Genomic DNA, 16,775 nt, shown 5'->3' with positions numbered 1-16,775 from the left:
GGTCGGGTTAAGCCCTAGCGCCGTAACCCATGGCATGGCGAGCCAGCAAGCGCTTGGCGGGCGGGAGGCGGTCCAGCGCGACCATGGCAAGATTCCGGGCCAAGGCCAACGGGGGGGAGTCATTGGAAAACAGCCGGACCATGCTGTCGGTGAACCGGATGACCGTGGCCAGGTCCGCCTGCCGTGACTTGGCGTAGTTGGCCAGAAAACGCGGGTCGCCGATGTCCCCTCCAAACGCCGACTGAGCCATCAGCCGATCCGCCAGCGCCGCCGCGTCCCGTATCCCCAGGTTGAAGCCTTGGCCCGCCACCGGGTGGATTTGATGCATGGCGTTGCCGATCAATGCGACCCGCTCGGCCACCATTCTTTCGGCCCGGATGAGCTTAAGCGGAAAGCCCTGCCGCCGGGACGCCAATTCGATCCTCCCCAGCCAATAGCCGAAAGCGGCCTGCAGCCGGGCGGTGAACTCGGCTTCGGACAGATTCAGCAATTCAGCCACATCCTCGTGCCTCAACGTCCAGACCACCGAGTATTCCTTGCGTCCCAAGGGCAGGAAAGCCAACGGGCCGGATGAGGTGAAGCGTTCGTAGGCGGTGAAGTCGGCGTCCTTTTCCGTGCGGACCTCGGTGACGATGGCGGTCTGGCCGTAATCCCGCACGGCCTGCTCGATGTCCAACAGCTTCCGCACGGTGGAAGTGCCGCCATCCGCCGCGACCACCAAGCGGGCGGTCAGGTTCACGGATTCGTCGTTCCGCTTGAGAGTGACACAAATGCCGTCCCGTCCGCTCTTGATTCCGATGACGCGGGCGGGGCAGAGCCGGGTGATAGGGGGTTCCCCCAGGGTCCGCTCAATGGCGTCCTCCAGCACCCGGGCGAGGGCCACATAACCCAGTGCGTCCACGCCTTTGTTGGCCGCGTGCAAGCGGGTCTTGCCGAAATGCCCCCGGTCGGAAACGTGGATATGCCGGATCGGCGCGGCTTCCGGCATCACCGCCCGCCAGACGCCGAGTTCATCCAAGATTTGCGCGGTGCCCCGCGACAGGGCCAGGGCACGTTCGCCCGCCGGGGAGGCTTGGCGTTCCGCTTCGGTTTGGGCCTCCACCACGCCAATGCGCAGGGGCGCATCCCGCAGGGCGAGGGCCAAGCTGCCGCCCACCAGCCCGCCGCCGACGATCAATAGGTCGTAGTCGTAATTCATGCCGAATCCCCCATGAAGGCTTCAATTTCCGCCACGGTCTTGGGCAGGCCAGCGGTGAGAATTTCGCAGCCGTCCTTGGTGACTAGCGCATCGTCCTCGATGCGCACCCCGATGCCGCGCCATTTGGGGTCCACGTCCGTGCAATCGGGGGCGATATACAGCCCCGGTTCCACGGTCAGCACCATGCCCGGCTCCAATTCACGCCATTTGCCGTTAAGTTTGTACTGGCCGACGTCATGCACATCCATGCCCAGCCAATGGCCGGTGCGGTGCATGTAGAACTTCTTGTAAGCCTCGTCCTTGATGAGCTTCGAGACCTTGCCTTCCAGCAGTCCCAGCTTGACCAAGCCCTTGACCAGCGTTTTCACCGCCGCTGCGTGGGGCTCGATCCAGCGGCGACCGGGGCGGACCTCCTCAATGGCGGCGTATTGCGCGTCCAACACCAATTCATAGATGAGCCGCTGGGCCTCGCTGAATGTGCCATTCACCGGGAAGGTCCGGGTGATGTCGGCGGCGTAGTTCTCGTACTCGGCCCCGGCGTCAATCAACAGCAAATCGCCGTCATGGAGTCGCTCGTTGTTCTCCGTGTAATGCAGCACGCAGGCGTTTTTCCCGCCCGCCACGATGCTCGGGTAGGCGGGCGAACGCATCCCGTGCCGGGTGAATTCGTGGAGTAGCTCCGCCTCAATCTCGTATTCATATTTGCCTGGCTGGCAGACGCGCATGGCCCGCTGGTGGGCCGCCACCGAAGCCTCGGTGGCCCGCCGCATCACGCCGATTTCGGCGGGCGATTTGAAGAGCCGTTGCTCATGGAGAACATGCTCCAGAGCCACGAACTCGTAAGGCGCCCGGACACCCGTGCGGGCACGGCCCCGAACCACGTTGACCGCCGCCATCACCCGTTGATCCAGCTCGGCATCGTGGCCGATGGGGAAATAAACCCGGTCCCGATTTTCCAGGAGGCCGGGAAGCTGCTGGTCCAGTTCCGCGATGGGCAAGGCTTCGTCGGCACCGAACGCTTCGCGGGCGCCTTCGAGTCCGGCGTGCTTGCCGGTCCAGATGGCTTTTTCCGGGTCGAACTCCCGGCAGAACAAGACGAATTCACCCTGTTTCCGGCCCGGCATGAACACCGCCAGGGATTCCGGCTCGTGGAAGCCGGTCAGGTAGAAGAAATCGCTGTGCTGGCGGTAGGGATATTCCGTGTCGCGGTTGCGGGTTCGGGCGGGGGCGGCGGCGATGAGGGCGACGCTGTTCTTTGTCATGCGCTGCATTAAGTGCTTGCGGCGCGTCTTGAAGTCGCTGGGCGAAAGCATGGCGTTTGGGTTTAGTGTAATTGTCTGGGCGTGCCCGACTGCAATTCGCTATGGATGACCTGCACGCCGACGCGGACGTATTCGGCGAGTTCGGTATAGGCGGCTTCATCGGCTTCGTCCGAGGCGTCGGAATCCAGCCGGGCGATTTCCATGAAGTCCTTGAGAATCTCGGTGCATTCGCCCGGCCAATCGGAGCCGTTGGTTTTGGCGGCGTAGCCAAGACCCGCGAGAAAGCCTTGGCACCACTCGCTGAGGGCGGTAGCCTTTTCTTCCAAGGGGGATTCGTCGTCCGGGAGCAGGAGTTCGAAGGAGAAATCGAAGTCATCCAACTGACGGCGGGTGCCTTCGAATAGCTGGGTCAGGAGCGCCTTATCCCGGCCTTGCGGCGGGGATTCCTCGGCGTTGATCAGGTTCTCCAGCCAGGTGCCAGGGTCAATGCCGATGTCCATGCACAGCATCCCGGACAGGAGTCCGTGAGCTTCTGCCGCGCCGCCGGATTCGGTGTAATCCAGCACGATGTCCTGGATGTCCCGGTAGGAAATTTGGTGCTTCATGGCGGCCTTGTGGACCCTTTGGTAATTCTTTATCCTACCATCCGCGAGTGCCGCATCGAAAGCCACCCCCCTATCTAAATTACCTCGACCCGCACAGCCAGGGCATGGCGGCGGGTATGCTTAATTCAGCACCTGATTTCATGGGACGTACCGCATGAGTGAGATAAACCCGCCAATCAAAGTCCAAATCCTCGGTAAGGAATACCCCATTTCCTGCCCGCCGGAAGAACAGCATGATCTCCTCATGGCCGCCCGCTATCTCGACGAGAAAATGCGCCAGATTCGTGGCACGGGCCGGGTGATTGGCTCCGAACGCATCGCGGTCATGGCGGCGCTGAATATCGCCCATGAATTGCTGCTGGCGAATCAACGCAACAAGTCAGCCTCTCAGGATGTCCCTTCCCGCTATAACGGCGACCCCATCTCTGGCGCGGAATAATTCCCTCGCCCGGCCACCTTCATCTATCTGTTGCAGTTATCCGCCAAGCCGGTAAAATTCTGACCGGGTATTCCCTGCGGCGTTCGAAGTCCGCTGGGTTACTTCTTGAGCCTAATCTAAAACCCCGGGGATTTTTGAGCACACGATGTGCGCAGGTCCGCCCCGAGCGGAAAGCCTAATTCGGTGTTCTTAGTCCCCACCTGAACCGTTCGGTTCAAGGGCGAAAGCGGACTACGGCGCAGGCGGGGAATACTTTTTCACCTACGGGCGGGTTCCGCATCTTGGAGCCGCCAAATTCCTCTCACCATATCCAGTTTCCCCGTTTGCTTAAAGCCACCCGGCGGCGTTGCGCCGTGCCCGGTTGGGGCGGATTTTGCTTGCGGGTCAAGTGTCCATCGAAGGCGTTCCATATTTTCCGACAGGGCGAAATCTGCATGAACTACTGGCTGATGAAATCCGAACCCGGCGAATTCGGCATCGACGACTTGGCGGCGCGTACCGCCCAGATCGAGCCATGGGATGGCGTGCGCAACTATCAGGCGCGGAACATGATGCGGGATCAAATGAAGCTGGGCGACCAGGTGTTTTTCTACCATTCCAACTGCGATGCCCCCGGCATCGTCGGCCTGGCTGAAATCGCCCGGGAAGCCTATCCCGATCCCACCGCCTTCGATCCCGATCACAAGCATTATGATCCCAAAAGCCGGGTGGACCAGCCCGCTTGGCTCATGGTGGACGTGCGGTTCGTCCGCAAGCTGCGGCGCGTTATCACGCTCACGGAACTGAAGGACCGCCCCGAACTCGACGGTTTGGCCCTGATACGGCGCGGCAACCGTTTGTCCGTCATGCCGGTGGACGAGCGGCAGTGGGAGTTCGTGCTTTCACTAGAATAGCGGGAGGGACGTCGGGGGGTGAGCCGGTGTCTCTGACACTTCAAGCGGCCAGAACAAGCCCGCTGCCGTCCTTCGGGTAAAATGCCCGCTTTTCCCTGACCCTTTTCCGTTCCCATGAAAACACCCCGCATCGGATTCGTCAGCCTGGGCTGTCCCAAAGCCTTGGTGGACAGCGAACGCATCCTCACCAAGCTGCGCGCCGAAGGCTACGACCTGTCGCCCACCTATCAGGACGCCGACCTTGTCGTGGTCAACACCTGTGGCTTCATCGACGCCGCCGTCGAGGAATCGTTGGACGCCATCGGCGAGGCGCTGGAGGAAAACGGCAAGGTCATCGTGACCGGCTGTCTCGGCGTGCGCGAGGCGGAAATCCGGGCGCGGCATCCGGCGGTGCTGAAAATCACGGGCGCTCATGCCTACGAGGAGGTGATCGAGGCGGTGCATGAGAACCTGCCGCCGCTCCACGATCCCTTCGTCGATCTGGTGCCGCCGGAAGGCATCAAGCTCACCCCGCGCCATTACGCCTACCTCAAGATTTCCGAGGGCTGCAACCATCGCTGCACCTTCTGCATCATCCCGTCCATGCGGGGCGATTTGGTGAGTCGGCCCATCGGCGAAGTGATGACCGAAGCGGAGCGCTTGGTCGAGGCGGGGGTGAAGGAGTTGCTGGTGGTATCCCAAGACACCAGCGCCTACGGCGTCGATTTGAAATACCGCACCGGGTTCTGGAATGGCCGTCCAGTGAAGACCAAGTTCTACGACTTGGCGAAAGCCTTGGGCGACCTGGGCGTGTGGGTGCGGCTGCATTACGTCTATCCCTATCCCCATGTGGACGAGGTCATTCCGCTGATGGCGGAGGGGAAAATCCTGCCGTACCTGGACATCCCCTTTCAGCATTCCAGCGAGCGCATCCTCAAGCTGATGAAACGGCCCGCCGCCACGGAGGACGTGCTGGCCCGAATCGCCCGCTGGCGGAGTACCTGCCCAGACCTGACCCTGCGCAGTACCTTCATTGTCGGGTTCCCCGGCGAAACCGAGGCGGATTTCGAGCATCTGCTGGGATTTTTGGAGGAGGCGCAACTGGACCGGGTGGGCTGTTTCGCTTACTCCCCGGTGGAAGGCGCGGCGGCCAACGGCTTGCCCGATGCGGTGCCGGAAGCCGTGAAGGAGGAGCGGCTGGCGCGGTTCATGGAGGTTCAGGCCCGCATCAGCGCCGAGCGCCTAGAGGCGAGGGTCGGCGGGCGGGAAATGGTGTTGGTGGACGAGGTGGTGGAAGAAGGCACCGTGGCTCGCAGCCGGGCCGACGCGCCGGAAATCGACGGGCAGGTCTTTATCGACGGGGCGACGCATCTGGAAGTCGGCCAGTTTGTCGAGGTGGTGGTCGAAGAGGCGGATGAACACGATATGTGGGCGTTTATCGACGCTTGAAGCCGGACGCCGCGTCGGGATGAACGGCGGCCCTCTGCCTGGGGCCGCCGACGGAGAATCGCTGGGCTTAGTGATGATGGCCGTGGGAGCCGTGGACATGGCCGTGGTCCAGCTCCTCGGCAGTGGCGTCACGCACCTCGGCGACTTCCACATCGAAATTCAGCGTCATGCCGGCCATGGGATGGTTGCCGTCGAGGATGACGTTATCGCCGTCCACGTCGATGACTGTCACCAACTGGATGCCTTCCGGGGATTCGGCGTGGAATTGCATTCCCGGCAGCACTTCAGGCACCCCCTGGAAGGCGCTTTTCGGCGCGGCTTGCACCATGTCGTCATCGCGTAGACCGTAGGCTTCCTCCGGCGGGATCGTTACCTGAAACTTGTCGCCAACCACGCGCCCGGCCAAGGCGTTCTCCAGGCCCGGAATGATATTGCCGAAGCCGTGAAGATAAGCCAAAGGTTCTTGGTCCCGTGAGCTATCGAGGGTTTCGCCTTCGTCATTGGTGAGGGTGTAGTGGATTTGTACTACCTTGTCGTCCGCGATTTGCATGGAGGGTGCCTTGGGTGGGAGTGAATAAATAAAGGGCGGGCATGATACCCAGTTTTTTGGGTGCCACACAGTTTTTTCCAATGACTCGACGTGCCGGATTCAAGCCGTTGGAGCGTGTCGGCGCTCAGGAGCTTTGGCGTCTCGCATAAGTTTAGGCCCGGAAATAAGCCTTGGTCTTGTAGTTTTTCTCGACGGCGGTTTTACCACGTTGTTCCCTGTAAATCAGGAATAGGAAATATCCCATCAACAAGGCCAGCAGCCAGCTTTTGATGCGCAGCAAAAAAGCCAATTGCGCGAGCCAGTAGGGATGGGTTTGTAGGAAATGGTTGATTTGATCGAACCCGCTCTCAAGCATGGCGGCACTCCCGTGGAACTGAACCGGCTGATTCCGGTCTTTAGCTTTAGAGCGTACACCCCGCGAAGTTATCCCGCTGCCCGCTGATTTTTCAATGGAAAATTCCAGGCTAGAAATGGCGCGGCGCGGGTGGCGCGCCGTGAAAGACGCATTGAGCGGGCTGGCGGCGTAGGTTAATATTCGCGTCATTCAAAAGCCCACCCGTGCGTAACTCCTCTGCCTATCATTAACTTCGTCAAAAAGCTGTTCAATATCTCGCACCCCGAACCCGAGCCGGTGATAGCCCCCCCCTCACAAACATTGCCCAGGGTTTTTCCGCGATCCGAACACATGATCTCGCGTTCGCTCATCAACGATAACGCGCTTAGGGTGCTGTATCGTTTGAAGAAAGCGGGGTATGAGGCTTATTTGGTGGGTGGCTGTGTGCGCGATTTGTTGCTGGGGCGGGAGCCGAAGGATTTTGACGTGGTGACGGACGCCCATCCCGAACAGGTCCGCGATGTATTCCGCAATTGCCGCTTGATTGGTCGGCGGTTTCGCCTAGCCCATGTGTATTTCGGCGATGAGATCGTCGAGGTCGCCACCTTCCGGGGCTTGGCGGGCGAGGAGGAGCAACACACCGAGCGGGTGCTGGAAAATGGCCGCATCCTGCGCGACAACGTGTACGGCACCATCGAAGAGGATGCGTTCCGGCGGGACTTCACGGTCAATGCCCTCTATTACAACATCAGCGATTTCTCCGTGGTCGATTATGTCGGCGGCATGGAGGACCACAAGGCCAGCACCCTGCGGCTGATCGGCGACCCCGACAAGCGCTACCGCGAAGACCCGGTGCGGATGCTCCGGGCGGTGCGGTTCGCGGTCAAGCTGGGGTTCACGATTCACCCCGATTGCGCCGAGCCGATTCCACGCCTGGCCCGCCAACTCGGCGAGATTCCCGCCGCCCGGCTGTACGACGAAGTGGCGAAGCTGTTCCTCTCCGGCTATGCCGTGCAGACCTTTGAGCAGCTTCGCCATTTCGGATTATTCGGCGTCCTGTTCCCCGATACCGAGCAAAGCCTCGCCCGCGAGCAGCAGGGATTCCCGCTCACCTTTCTGGCCAAAGCCTTGGAGCGCACCGATCAACGGGTGCAGGATGACAAGCCGGTGGCGCCATATTTCCTATTCGCCGCCTTGCTGTGGGAGCCGGTGCGGGCGCGTGCCCAGGCGCGGATTGAGGCGGGCGAGAACGAAATCCTGGCTTACCAAGAGGCGTCCGGTGAAGTAATTGGGCGGCAGATTCGCCGCATCGCCATTCCCCGCAGCGTGGGTTTGCCTGTGCGCGAATTGTGGTCGTTACAGCCGCGTTTCGAGCGGACTCAGGGCGGGCGGGCGTTTCGTTTGCTGGAGCATCCCCGGTTCCGGGCGGCTTATGACTTTTTGGTGCTGCGGGCGGAAACCGGCGAGGCCGATCTTTCCCTCGCGGAGTGGTGGACACGCTTCTTGGACGCTTCGGAGGCGGAACAAAAAGCCATGACGCGCAGCGGCAACAAGCGTCAGTCCGGGCGCTTACGGACGCGCAAACGCAAACCCCGCTCGGCCAAGGCACCCAAGGATGTCACGGCTTCCTGACCCGGCGGCGGTGGTCGCTTATATTGGCTTGGGTGGCAACCTCGATGATCCCGCTGGGCGTATCAGCGCCGCCCGGACTCAAATCAGCGCCACCCACGGCATCCGGGAGGCCGCTTTCTCCAGCCTTTATCGCAGTGCCCCCCTGGGGCCAGCGGGTCAGCCGGATTACGTCAACGCGGCCATGGCCGTTGAAACCACGCTGGCACCACTCGATCTATTACGGGAACTGCAAGCCATCGAAACCGCTTTTGGTCGGGTGCGCCTCGGCGAGCGCTGGGGTCCACGCACGCTGGATTTGGATGTTTTGCTGTATGGCACGGAAATCATCGCCTCCGAGCGGCTGACCGTTCCCCATCCAGGCTTGAGTGAGCGCGAATTCGTGCTGTATCCCCTGCTGGAAATCGCCCCGGATTTGGCTGTTCCCGGCCAGGGTTCTTTGGCGGAACTGGCGCGGCGCTGCCCGCGCCGGGGACTTTCGATCATTGGAGCCGCCTGACATGGACAAATCGCTAACCATCCCCGCCTTGCAAGGCATGAAGGCGCGTGGCGAGAAGATCGCCATGCTGACCGCCTATGACGCCAGCTTCGCGGCGACCATGGATGAGGCGGGCATCGACGTGATTCTGGTCGGTGATTCATTGGGCATGGTCGTGCAGGGCCATGCCAGCACCTTGCCCGTCACTTTGGATCACATGGCCTACCACGCGGCCTGCGTGGCGCGTGGGGCAAGGCGGGCGATGGTGGTGGCGGACTTGCCCTTCATGAGTTACCCGGATGCGGTTCGGGCCTTGGACAGCGCCGCCCGACTGGTCCGCGAGACCGGCGTCCAGATGGTCAAGCTGGAAGGCGGGCGTAAACGGGAAGACGTGATCCGCGCCTTGGTGGATCAGGACATTCCGGTGTGTGCCCATCTGGGATTGCTGCCCCAATCAGTGCATCGAATGGGGGGATATTTGGTGCAGGGGCGGGATGAGCACTCTGCCCAAACCATCCTGGAAGACGCAATCTTGTTGCAAGAGGCCGGAGCCAGCTTGCTGGTGTTGGAATGCGTCCCCGCTCCCCTGGCTGGCGAAATCACCGCCGCCCTGAAAATTCCCACCATCGGCATCGGTGCCGGGCCTGATTGCGACGGGCAGGTGTTGGTGTGTCACGACATGCTGGGAATCACGCCGGGCAAGCGCCCCAAGTTTTCCAAGAATTTTCTTGAAGGCACCGGGAATATCCGGGAAGCCTTCCGGCGCTATGCGCTGGAGGTGCGGGAAGGCCATTTTCCTGGGCCGGAGCATAGCTTTTGATGCGCACCGCCGAATCAATTCCCGAATTGCGCGAGATCGTGCGCGCTTGGCGGGCACAAGGGCTGTCGGTGGCTTTCGTGCCCACCATGGGCAATCTGCATGACGGCCACATCCGCCTAGTTGAAGAGGCGAAACGGCAGGGCGACCGGGTGGTTGTCAGTATCTTCGTCAATCCCACTCAGTTCGGCCCCTGCGAAGACTTCGCGGCCTACCCGCGTACCCCGGAGCAAGACGCCGAAAAGCTTTTGGCCGCTGGGACCGACCTGCTGTTTTTGCCCGGTGCCACCGAGCTTTACCCGCAAGAAGCCACCGGCATGGCCTTCGTCGAAGTGCCGGGGCTGTCGAGCGACTTGTGTGGCCGGTTTCGTCCGGGGCATTTTCGCGGCGTCGCCACCGTGGTGTGCAAGTTGTTGAATCAGGTTCAGCCCGACGCGGCTCTGTTTGGCGAGAAGGACTACCAACAGTTGACGGTTATCCGCCGCCTGGTGGCCGACCTCGATTTGCCGGTGCGCATTCATGGCGTGCCCACGGCGCGCGAGCCAAATGGTTTGGCGATGAGTTCGCGGAATGCCTATCTCTCCGATCAGGAGAAAACTCAAGCGGGACTGCTTTATGCTTCCTTGCGCGAGGCTGCCGAGGAGATTCACCGGGGCGAGCGGGATTTTGGACGCATCGAGAAGGAAAAGACCGAAGCCTTATCGGCCCATGGATTCCTGCCGGATTATTTCGCCATCCGCCGCCAGGACGGCCTCGATCCACCGGGAGCGGATGACTCGCGGCTGGTGATCCTGGTTGCCGCTAGGCTGGGGCAGGCGCGATTGATCGACAATCTTCAAGTGGTCGTTTAACTATTTGAGGCGGTTTTCGCTGGGCGTTGGGATTTGTTTTTCGCGGGGCAGGGTGGGACGTACGTGCCCACGTTTCCTTCTTGTCATGCGATGTATTCCAATTGGCGAAGTGCCCCCTTATACTACTCGGAGAGGTCGGCCAGGCAGCCCAGAGGCCGTGCTCTTTATCAATTCCTACGACTCAGAGGGAAGCGACGTGACAAAAAAAAATTTGACGAAAGGCCTATGCGTGGCGTTGCTATTAGCCAGCCCCATGGTCGGGGCAGACCCGCAATACCCTGCGGCGGACTTTCAGCCGGTGATCATTTCCCAGGATGCCGATTTAATCGCTAAGCATAGCCAAGCCGCAAGTGCGCGGGCAAGCGAAAGCCCTAAATCCACCCAAGCAGCGACGTCAGTCGTCTCGGCGAATCAATCAAATCCAAGTGCTGCGGAAACCAAACCCGAACAGCCTATAAACAACAAAGAGGAAGCTTCAATGGAGAACTATCCAATCGCCTTAGTCATTCTTGCCCTAGCCGGATTCATATTTTGGAGCACCAAGCGTTCCGGCTCGGCTTCCCAATCAGTCAAGGAAGAGGCTTCGGCATTGCTTTCGGGAACCGTGGGCGGTGAGACAGGCGTTGCGAAGTACCTGAGAAGCGTCAGTGAGTCTGCCATAAAAGTGACGGGAGTTTCGAAATACCTCACCATTTTGGAAGCAGAAGCCAAAGAAAAGGCGGTGGTCGCTAAAGAGGCTTCGAAAACTGGTGTTGAAAAATATCTGGATAGTGTAGGACATTGACATTAGTTTCTGTCCTGGCTTAAATTCAGCAATTCTTGCGCTTCTGAATTGGCGCATATGTGTTATTAGCCATAAAGCATTTGGAGCATGTATCATGGCAGAGCAGACCGGAGTTGCCAGATATCTGGAAAACTTGGTATCACTTGAGACAAAGTCGTCCACCGAGACGGGGGTTGCTAGGTACATAAAAAACCTAGAAATATCTGAAAAGAAGTCCCCGGAGACCGGGGTCGCTAGGTATCTGAAAAATAAGGGGCGCTGACACTTTTGTCTCGTTCCTTTTTTGCAGTCGAAGTATTGCATTTTAATGAATGCAGTAAGCGCCTTTAACCAAACCATAAATAATCTTGGAGTATTCATCATGGCAAGACCATTGATCCAATTGGCATTAGATTCTCTGGACAACAATGTCACTTTTAAGCTCGCCGAGCTTGCGGCCCCCTACATCGACATCATCGAAATCGGAACCCCCAACATCAAGCACAACGGCGTGGGCTTGGTTAAAGAGCTGAGAAAAAGATTCCCCAACAAGCTGCTGTTGGTCGACCTCAAGACCATGGATGCTGGCGAATACGAAGCCACCCCGTTCTACGCCGCTGGTGCCGACATCTGCACCGTTCTGGGCGTATCCGGTCTCCCGACCATCGCTGGCGTTATCAAAGCCGCCAACGCGCATGGCGCCGAAGTGCAGGTTGACCTCATCAATGTGCCCGACAAGGCTGCTTGCGCCAAGGCATCCGCCGAAGCGGGCGCTCAGATCATCGGCGTCCACACCGGTCTCGACGCTCAGGCCGCCGGTCAAACCCCCTTCGCTGACTTGAGCTTGGTTGCCAAACTGGGTCTGCCGGTCAGAATCTCTGTTGCTGGCGGCATCAAGCACTCCACCGCACAGCAGGTTGCACAATCTGGCGCGAACATCATCGTGGTTGGCGCGGCCATCTACGGTGCGGCTTCTCCGGCTGACGCGGCTCGTGAAATTCGCGAGCTGATCGAGGCCGCCTAAATGGGCCAGCATCGTCAACTTATCATAGAGAAGATCACGAGCATCCTCGCGGCTACCGATTCTGGCTATGATGAGAAATTGACTGCCATGCTCGACAAGGCTTCCCGCATTTTCATTGCGGGTGCCGGGCGTTCGGCTTTGGTCGCAAGATTCTTTGCGATGCGGCTGATGCATGGTGGCTACGAGGTGTTTGTTGTCGGCGAAATCGTCACCCCCAGTATTAGGGCTGGCGATTTGTTGATCGTTATCTCGGGTTCGGGAGAAACCGAGACGATGATCGCTTACACCAAGCGGGCCAAGGAACAGGGGGCGGAAATCGCCTTGATCTCTGCGAAGGGCAGCTCCACCATCGGCGATATGGCTAATATCATCTTACCGATTGGCGCACCTGATCTGTACGGAAAAGTGGTCGGCATGCCGATGGGCACCACTTTCGAATTGTCCACCTTGATTTTCTTGGAAGCCACCATTTCGCACATCATTCACGAAAAGGGCATCCCGGAAGAAGAAATGCGGACGAGGCACGCTAACTTGGAATGATGTCCAAGGTCGCGTAACAAGGAGTAGTTTGCAGCGGGCGGGAGGTTTCTCCCGCCCGTTTTGCGTTTATGGCATTGTTAATCACGCCTCTCCCGTTAACGCAAAGATACCCACCGCCTGGGTTTTCCCTTTCACTACCACCTGCCCCAAGGCCCGCGTCCGATAAGCCCCCCTCGCTTTTCCCAAGGTCGCCTCGCCGACGATGATCTTGGTGCCGTAAGCTTTTTCCTTCGTGAGTGACTCCAGTCGCGCCGCCAGATTCACCGGGTCGCCGATGACGGTGTAGTTCAGCCGGTCGCGGGAACCCATGTTGCCCGCCACCATGCGCCCGCTGTTCACGCCGATGCCGATATTCAGCGGCGGCAAGCCTTGTGCTTGAAAATCCCGGTTTAGCCGCTCGGACGCCGACACCATGTCCAGCGCCGCCAGCAGGGCGCGGTCGGCGTGGCCTGCGTCGGGCAACGGGGCACCGAACAAGGCCATCACCGCGTCGCCGATGTATTTGTCCACCACGCCGCCATGCTTCTCCACGACGGCGCTCATTGCGGTGAGATAGATATTGAGCAAATCCAGCAGTACCTTGGGCGACACGGATTCACTCAACGTGGTGAAGCCCCGAATGTCAGAAAACAGGATGGTGGCCTCGATTTCCTCCCCGCCCAGTTGAATGTCCCGCGCCAGTAGCTCCTGCGCGATGGCGGGCGACACCACCTTGCCCAATAAGTCCCGCATCCGGTCCCGCTCCGCGAGTCCCTGGGACATGTGGTTGAAGGCGCCAGCCAGTTGGCCCACTTCATCGCGGTAGGGCAGGGTGATGACATAACCGTATTCACCCCGCTCAATCCGGCGCACGCCCTCCGCGAGCGCCGACACCGGACGGGTGACGGAATGAGCAATCCAAACGCTACCCGTCACGGCGAACAATAACCCCGTGAGCCCCAAGGCCAGGAGTGCCTCGTTCAGCCGGTGAAAGGGCCGCAGTTTTTCTTCGATGGGCTGTTGCAGGACGGCGAACACCGCCGGGGTGCCATGGCCGAGCGGCGTGATGAGGGCAACATACTCGGCGTCCAGCCCGAGTACGAGGGCAAAGCTCTTGTCCGGTTGCCAGTTCGCGCCGGACAGCGCCCCCGGCAAGGCCGCTTGCAATCCACCCGGCAGGGTGGACGCTAGTTGCGACCAGGATTGGTCCGCCGCCCGCGTTAAGAGGGATACGTCGGCCTGGGTCAGCGCCTTGAATTCCCCGGCCAGCCGGTCGTCGATAACAAAGCCGGTGACGATCCAGGCTACGGGATTCGGCGCCAGCAGTGGCGTGACCACCCATTGGTAGGCTTGCCGATCAATGAATGCCAACGCGGCGGACTCGCCGCTCTCGGTGTTTTCGGCCAGGCGGATGACCGGCGCTAGCTCCGCCGCCGGATTGGTGGTTTGAGGGTGCAGCGTGTCGGCCAATAATTCACCCTCCATGGAGACAATCATGATGGCGTCGGCTTGGCCGCGTTGCCGGTAGCTGTCCAGGGCGGACAGGAGGCTGGCGCGGTCGCGGGTGGCGACGATTTTCTTGAAGGCATAATCAGTGGCCAGCAACCGGACGTTATCCGCCAGATGGCCGGTGCGGTTCTCCAATAAACGGTTGAAGACGCGGGCGCCTGTCTCCAGCGCCTCGCCGATTTGCTGGTGAGCGTTGCGCAGGTTGGCGGTTTCAACCGCGTAGAAAGTCGCCACCTGAACCAAGCCGAACAAGCCCAGGAAGAGGCACAGAATCCGGCTGCGGAAACGCTTGAAGCGGAGCATCAATAACGGGGGCCGCCGTCCGACCCGCCGGGAGCGCGGCGGACTTTCCAGACGTGTTTCAAGTCGAGGCTGAAACCGAGCTTGACGGTGTCGGTGACGCTGACCCGCTGGCCGGTCTGCTCGGTCTTGCCCCGCATTTCCGGGTGCCAGATTCGCACGTCGTACTCGCCCGGTGGCAGTTCAAGCTTGCCCCGGCCATCGGCGCCGGTTTTGGTGAAAAAAGGCGTCTCGACCACATAGATGTAGCCCAGCATCCAGTCATGGATATTGCAGCCCAGGGCCACCGCGCCCGGCTTGTCGAACACCACCGGCTTGGCGGGCGTGCCCACGTACAGCGGCAGTTCGAAGGTTTTCGCCGGGGAGAAGGAATAGACGTGGTGGCGGACGTCGTCGCTGTTGGGGAAGCTCACTGGCGTGCCCATCTGCACGGGCGTGACGTGATTAACGAACTCCTTGTCGATTTGGTCAACCACCAGGACAGGCACGGACTTCGGTGGCTTATAGCTTTTTGGCAGGGCATAGACGACCGTGTTTTCCACCGGCTTGCCAGTTTTGTCGGTGACGGTGGCCTCCAGCGGGGCGGCGGGGAGGACGTGAGGCAACAGGGTGAGCGCGGCCAGGAAGCCTGGAAATCGGATGAATCGAGGAATAGGCATGGTTGGTTCCATCCTCAAAAGCTGTAATCAAAGCTGATGCGCGGCGCATGGTTCGCATAGCTCAGCCCGCCCCCATAAGCCACTTGGAATTCATACCGCACCGCGAGGGAAGCGTGGCCGCTCAGGGCGTAGCTCGCTTCCAGGCTGAAATCGTGGGTGGTGGCGTGGTCGATCCGATAGGCGATGTAACCGGGAAAAGCGTCGTCCCGCACCGCCGCCGGGGCCGGAGGCAACGGCCTACCGCTACCAAGCCGGTAATCGGAATAAATGCCGCCGAAGCGGACGCCATAGCCAAGGGACAGGTTCACATCGTCCGTCAGCAGAAAATCGGAATGCACCGACACCCGGTGGCCTGACAGGGTGAACACATTGCCCGGCTTGCCCCACCAACCCGTGCGGGAGTCGCGACCGTCCCGGTAGTCGAAGCCATAGCCTATCCACAGCCCGAAGCGCGGATCAAACCGCCGCCCCAATTGCACGCCGCCCTGAAACAGCCCGCTGTCGCGCCACCGGCTGTCGTATTCGGTATAGCCCGCCGAGCCATGAACCCGCAGCCATGGGGCGTAGGCGCCCAGGCCGAATTTGTGTTTCAGGCCGAACGCGCCGCCGCCGTGGATAGAATTCAGTCCGCTGTATTGCCCGAATACCGCGCCCTTGGCGTTGGCGGTGAGGGTCAGCCCGTCGGCGTCGGCGAGTTGGAAATACCGGCCCAGCGCGACTTGCGGCGCGAACGCGAAATCGTCCAGCACCGCCGCGCCATAAGCGGCGTGGTTGATGTTGCTCTCATAGAGCAGCCGGGCGCTGGCGTCGGCGATCCACTCGTCGGCGTGGACCGGGGCGATAAGGCCGGGCAGCGCCGCCAGGAACGCGCCCGATATGGCGTGGCGATGGGACGGGGTTCGGAGCCTTTCCCCCGATACCGGAAGTTCTGACATGACGGGCATGGTGGCCTCTTGTTGTTGAACTGTCGGAACCCGGGAGGGTAGGACAGGCGTGGGCGGGCGTCAATTATTGGCGGTTAAGCGGCTTTCCGTTTGTGCTGAGAGGGGGCGTGCCTCGGAACCCAGGGGTAGCGCAAAACTCTGGGGTAAAGTTTGCATTCCAATGTTTTCGCGTCGCGGCGGGTTCTGGAATCCAAAGCTTGCTTTGGATTCCAGTTCCACACCCGCGCTCAGGTAAAAGCGAAACCACGAGCGTTTAGCTATTTCCGGCAGTCGGACAGGGATTCGCTTTCGATCTCTTCCACCCGGCCATTCTCATACTCCACCTCGGCGCATTTCCCCACCGCGAGGGGACCGTCATCCTCCTCGATTTTGGTCTTGTCGGTCACGGCGACTTCCTGGCCACCAATGATCCAGGTGCCCGTGTTTCCCTCCGGGCGCTGTTCGATGATGCCGTGGAAATCTTCATCCGCGAGGGCTTGCGCCGGGGTCAGCGATCCGGCGACGAACAATAATCCAAGGACTTTGAGTGGGTTCATGGCGTTCTCCTTGACGGTGTTAATGGATGCGCTTGTA

General features: G+C 60.4%; 20 protein-coding genes and 1 other RNA gene. 12 read left to right on the top strand and 9 right to left on the bottom strand.

All coding sequences use genetic code 11. The features are described 5' to 3' along the window. Positions 1–7: 7 nt before the first annotated feature. The 3 genes from ubiH to ACXWUF_RS00735 are packed head-to-tail and all read right to left on the bottom strand — an operon-like array spanning position 8 to position 3,065. A complete protein-coding gene (ubiH, locus tag ACXWUF_RS00745; protein ID WP_458492729.1) occupies positions 8–1,198 on the bottom strand; it encodes a 2-octaprenyl-6-methoxyphenyl hydroxylase in 1,191 nt (396 codons plus the stop codon). Next, positions 1,195–2,511 carry a Xaa-Pro aminopeptidase gene (gene pepP, locus ACXWUF_RS00740; protein WP_458492728.1) on the bottom strand — a complete coding sequence of 439 codons (1,317 nt, stop codon included), beginning with the start codon at positions 2,509–2,511 and terminating at the stop codon, positions 1,195–1,197. The genes ubiH and pepP overlap by 4 nt, the downstream gene beginning before the upstream one ends. Positions 2,512–2,522: 11 nt before the next feature. Further along, positions 2,523–3,065: a UPF0149 family protein gene (locus tag ACXWUF_RS00735; protein ID WP_458492727.1), complete on the bottom strand. Its 543-nt coding sequence runs from the start codon at positions 3,063–3,065 to the stop codon at positions 2,523–2,525. 154 nt (positions 3,066–3,219) lie between these two features. Between ACXWUF_RS00735 and ACXWUF_RS00730 the strand changes: the two genes are divergently transcribed. The 4 genes from ACXWUF_RS00730 to rimO all read left to right on the top strand — a co-directional run bounded on the left by ACXWUF_RS00730 (position 3,220) and on the right by rimO (position 5,825). After that, the gene (locus tag ACXWUF_RS00730; protein ID WP_458492726.1) at positions 3,220–3,504 is read left to right on the top strand and encodes a cell division protein ZapA; all 285 of its coding nucleotides are present in this window, start codon (positions 3,220–3,222) and stop codon (positions 3,502–3,504) included. Positions 3,505–3,572: 68 nt separating this feature from the next. After that, positions 3,573–3,757, top strand: a non-coding RNA gene (ssrS, locus tag ACXWUF_RS00725) — 6S RNA. Positions 3,758–3,938: 181 nt separating this feature from the next. Beyond that, positions 3,939–4,397 carry an EVE domain-containing protein gene (locus ACXWUF_RS00720; protein ID WP_458492747.1) on the top strand — a complete coding sequence of 153 codons (459 nt, stop codon included), beginning with the start codon at positions 3,939–3,941 and terminating at the stop codon, positions 4,395–4,397. Positions 4,398–4,511: 114 nt separating this feature from the next. Beyond that, the gene (rimO, locus tag ACXWUF_RS00715; protein WP_458492725.1) at positions 4,512–5,825 is read left to right on the top strand and encodes a 30S ribosomal protein S12 methylthiotransferase RimO; all 1,314 of its coding nucleotides are present in this window, start codon (positions 4,512–4,514) and stop codon (positions 5,823–5,825) included. Between the two features lie 67 nt (positions 5,826–5,892). On the opposite strand, the gene ACXWUF_RS00710 is transcribed toward rimO, so the two are convergent. Further along, a complete protein-coding gene (locus ACXWUF_RS00710; RefSeq protein ID WP_458492724.1) occupies positions 5,893–6,375 on the bottom strand; it encodes an FKBP-type peptidyl-prolyl cis-trans isomerase in 483 nt (160 codons plus the stop codon). A 151-nt stretch (positions 6,376–6,526) separates the two neighbouring features. Then, positions 6,527–6,919, bottom strand: a complete 393-nt coding sequence (locus ACXWUF_RS00705; RefSeq protein WP_458492723.1) for a hypothetical protein — start codon at positions 6,917–6,919, stop codon at positions 6,527–6,529. A 63-nt stretch (positions 6,920–6,982) separates the two neighbouring features. Here ACXWUF_RS00705 and pcnB point away from each other — a divergent pair, with 63 nt between their 5' ends. The 8 genes from pcnB to hxlB all read left to right on the top strand — a co-directional run bounded on the left by pcnB (position 6,983) and on the right by hxlB (position 12,811). Then, the gene (gene pcnB, locus ACXWUF_RS00700) at positions 6,983–8,341 is read left to right on the top strand and encodes a polynucleotide adenylyltransferase PcnB (protein WP_458492746.1); all 1,359 of its coding nucleotides are present in this window, start codon (positions 6,983–6,985) and stop codon (positions 8,339–8,341) included. Next, positions 8,325–8,837, top strand: a complete 513-nt coding sequence (folK, locus tag ACXWUF_RS00695) for a 2-amino-4-hydroxy-6-hydroxymethyldihydropteridine diphosphokinase (RefSeq protein WP_458492722.1) — start codon at positions 8,325–8,327, stop codon at positions 8,835–8,837. Before pcnB ends, folK begins: the two co-directional genes overlap by 17 nt. A 1-nt stretch (position 8,838) precedes the next feature. Then, the gene (gene panB / locus ACXWUF_RS00690) at positions 8,839–9,636 is read left to right on the top strand and encodes a 3-methyl-2-oxobutanoate hydroxymethyltransferase (protein WP_458492721.1); all 798 of its coding nucleotides are present in this window, start codon (positions 8,839–8,841) and stop codon (positions 9,634–9,636) included. Continuing rightward, entirely contained in the window at positions 9,636–10,484 is an 849-nt protein-coding gene (gene panC, locus ACXWUF_RS00685; protein ID WP_458492720.1) for a pantoate--beta-alanine ligase, read from the top strand. Before panB ends, panC begins: the two co-directional genes overlap by 1 nt. Positions 10,485–10,641: 157 nt before the next feature. After that, positions 10,642–11,268 (top strand): hypothetical protein, encoded by a 627-nt coding sequence (locus tag ACXWUF_RS00680; protein ID WP_458492719.1) that lies wholly within the window; start codon positions 10,642–10,644, stop codon positions 11,266–11,268. A 94-nt stretch (positions 11,269–11,362) separates the two neighbouring features. Next, entirely contained in the window at positions 11,363–11,530 is a 168-nt protein-coding gene (locus tag ACXWUF_RS00675; RefSeq protein WP_458492718.1) for a hypothetical protein, read from the top strand. Positions 11,531–11,629: 99 nt separating this feature from the next. Further along, entirely contained in the window at positions 11,630–12,271 is a 642-nt protein-coding gene (gene hxlA / locus ACXWUF_RS00670; protein ID WP_458492717.1) for a 3-hexulose-6-phosphate synthase, read from the top strand. Beyond that, positions 12,272–12,811, top strand: a complete 540-nt coding sequence (hxlB, locus tag ACXWUF_RS00665) for a 6-phospho-3-hexuloisomerase (RefSeq protein WP_458492716.1) — start codon at positions 12,272–12,274, stop codon at positions 12,809–12,811. A gap of 81 nt (positions 12,812–12,892) precedes the next feature. Here hxlB and ACXWUF_RS00660 read toward each other — a convergent pair whose 3' ends face one another. The 4 genes from ACXWUF_RS00660 to ACXWUF_RS00645 form a co-directional block, all read right to left on the bottom strand. After that, positions 12,893–14,602: an adenylate/guanylate cyclase domain-containing protein gene (locus tag ACXWUF_RS00660; RefSeq protein WP_458492715.1), complete on the bottom strand. Its 1,710-nt coding sequence runs from the start codon at positions 14,600–14,602 to the stop codon at positions 12,893–12,895. Continuing rightward, positions 14,602–15,258, bottom strand: coding sequence for a methylamine utilization protein (locus ACXWUF_RS00655; RefSeq protein WP_458492714.1), 657 nt, complete (start codon positions 15,256–15,258; stop codon positions 14,602–14,604). Before ACXWUF_RS00655 ends, ACXWUF_RS00660 begins: the two co-directional genes overlap by 1 nt. A 14-nt stretch (positions 15,259–15,272) precedes the next feature. Continuing rightward, positions 15,273–16,193 carry a hypothetical protein gene (locus ACXWUF_RS00650; protein ID WP_458492713.1) on the bottom strand — a complete coding sequence of 307 codons (921 nt, stop codon included), beginning with the start codon at positions 16,191–16,193 and terminating at the stop codon, positions 15,273–15,275. Between the two features lie 266 nt (positions 16,194–16,459). Then, complete coding sequence (locus tag ACXWUF_RS00645; protein ID WP_458492712.1) at positions 16,460–16,738, bottom strand: DUF5666 domain-containing protein; 279 nt, start codon at positions 16,736–16,738, stop codon at positions 16,460–16,462. Between the last annotated feature and the right edge of the window lie 37 nt (positions 16,739–16,775).

The organism is Methylomagnum sp. (assembly GCF_054333355.1).
This window is presented reverse-complemented; position numbering and strand designations above follow the sequence as displayed.

Coding starts and splice junctions, on each gene's coding strand:
- pepP (WP_458492728.1), bottom strand. CDS start 2,511: ATGCTTTCGCCCAGCGACTTCAAGACGCGCCGCAAGCACTTAATGCAG.
- ACXWUF_RS00660 (WP_458492715.1), bottom strand. CDS start 14,602: ATGCTCCGCTTCAAGCGTTTCCGCAGCCGGATTCTGTGCCTCTTCCTG.
- ACXWUF_RS00730 (WP_458492726.1), top strand. CDS start 3,220: ATGAGTGAGATAAACCCGCCAATCAAAGTCCAAATCCTCGGTAAGGAA.
- ACXWUF_RS00735 (WP_458492727.1), bottom strand. CDS start 3,065: ATGAAGCACCAAATTTCCTACCGGGACATCCAGGACATCGTGCTGGAT.
- ACXWUF_RS00675 (WP_458492718.1), top strand. CDS start 11,363: ATGGCAGAGCAGACCGGAGTTGCCAGATATCTGGAAAACTTGGTATCA.
- panC (WP_458492720.1), top strand. CDS start 9,636: ATGCGCACCGCCGAATCAATTCCCGAATTGCGCGAGATCGTGCGCGCT.
- hxlB (WP_458492716.1), top strand. CDS start 12,272: ATGGGCCAGCATCGTCAACTTATCATAGAGAAGATCACGAGCATCCTC.
- ACXWUF_RS00720 (WP_458492747.1), top strand. CDS start 3,939: ATGAACTACTGGCTGATGAAATCCGAACCCGGCGAATTCGGCATCGAC.
- ACXWUF_RS00710 (WP_458492724.1), bottom strand. CDS start 6,375: ATGCAAATCGCGGACGACAAGGTAGTACAAATCCACTACACCCTCACC.
- ACXWUF_RS00655 (WP_458492714.1), bottom strand. CDS start 15,258: ATGCCTATTCCTCGATTCATCCGATTTCCAGGCTTCCTGGCCGCGCTC.
- folK (WP_458492722.1), top strand. CDS start 8,325: ATGTCACGGCTTCCTGACCCGGCGGCGGTGGTCGCTTATATTGGCTTG.
- ACXWUF_RS00650 (WP_458492713.1), bottom strand. CDS start 16,193: ATGTCAGAACTTCCGGTATCGGGGGAAAGGCTCCGAACCCCGTCCCAT.
- ubiH (WP_458492729.1), bottom strand. CDS start 1,198: ATGAATTACGACTACGACCTATTGATCGTCGGCGGCGGGCTGGTGGGC.
- ACXWUF_RS00645 (WP_458492712.1), bottom strand. CDS start 16,738: ATGAACCCACTCAAAGTCCTTGGATTATTGTTCGTCGCCGGATCGCTG.
- panB (WP_458492721.1), top strand. CDS start 8,839: ATGGACAAATCGCTAACCATCCCCGCCTTGCAAGGCATGAAGGCGCGT.
- ACXWUF_RS00705 (WP_458492723.1), bottom strand. CDS start 6,919: ATGACGCGAATATTAACCTACGCCGCCAGCCCGCTCAATGCGTCTTTC.
- rimO (WP_458492725.1), top strand. CDS start 4,512: ATGAAAACACCCCGCATCGGATTCGTCAGCCTGGGCTGTCCCAAAGCC.
- hxlA (WP_458492717.1), top strand. CDS start 11,630: ATGGCAAGACCATTGATCCAATTGGCATTAGATTCTCTGGACAACAAT.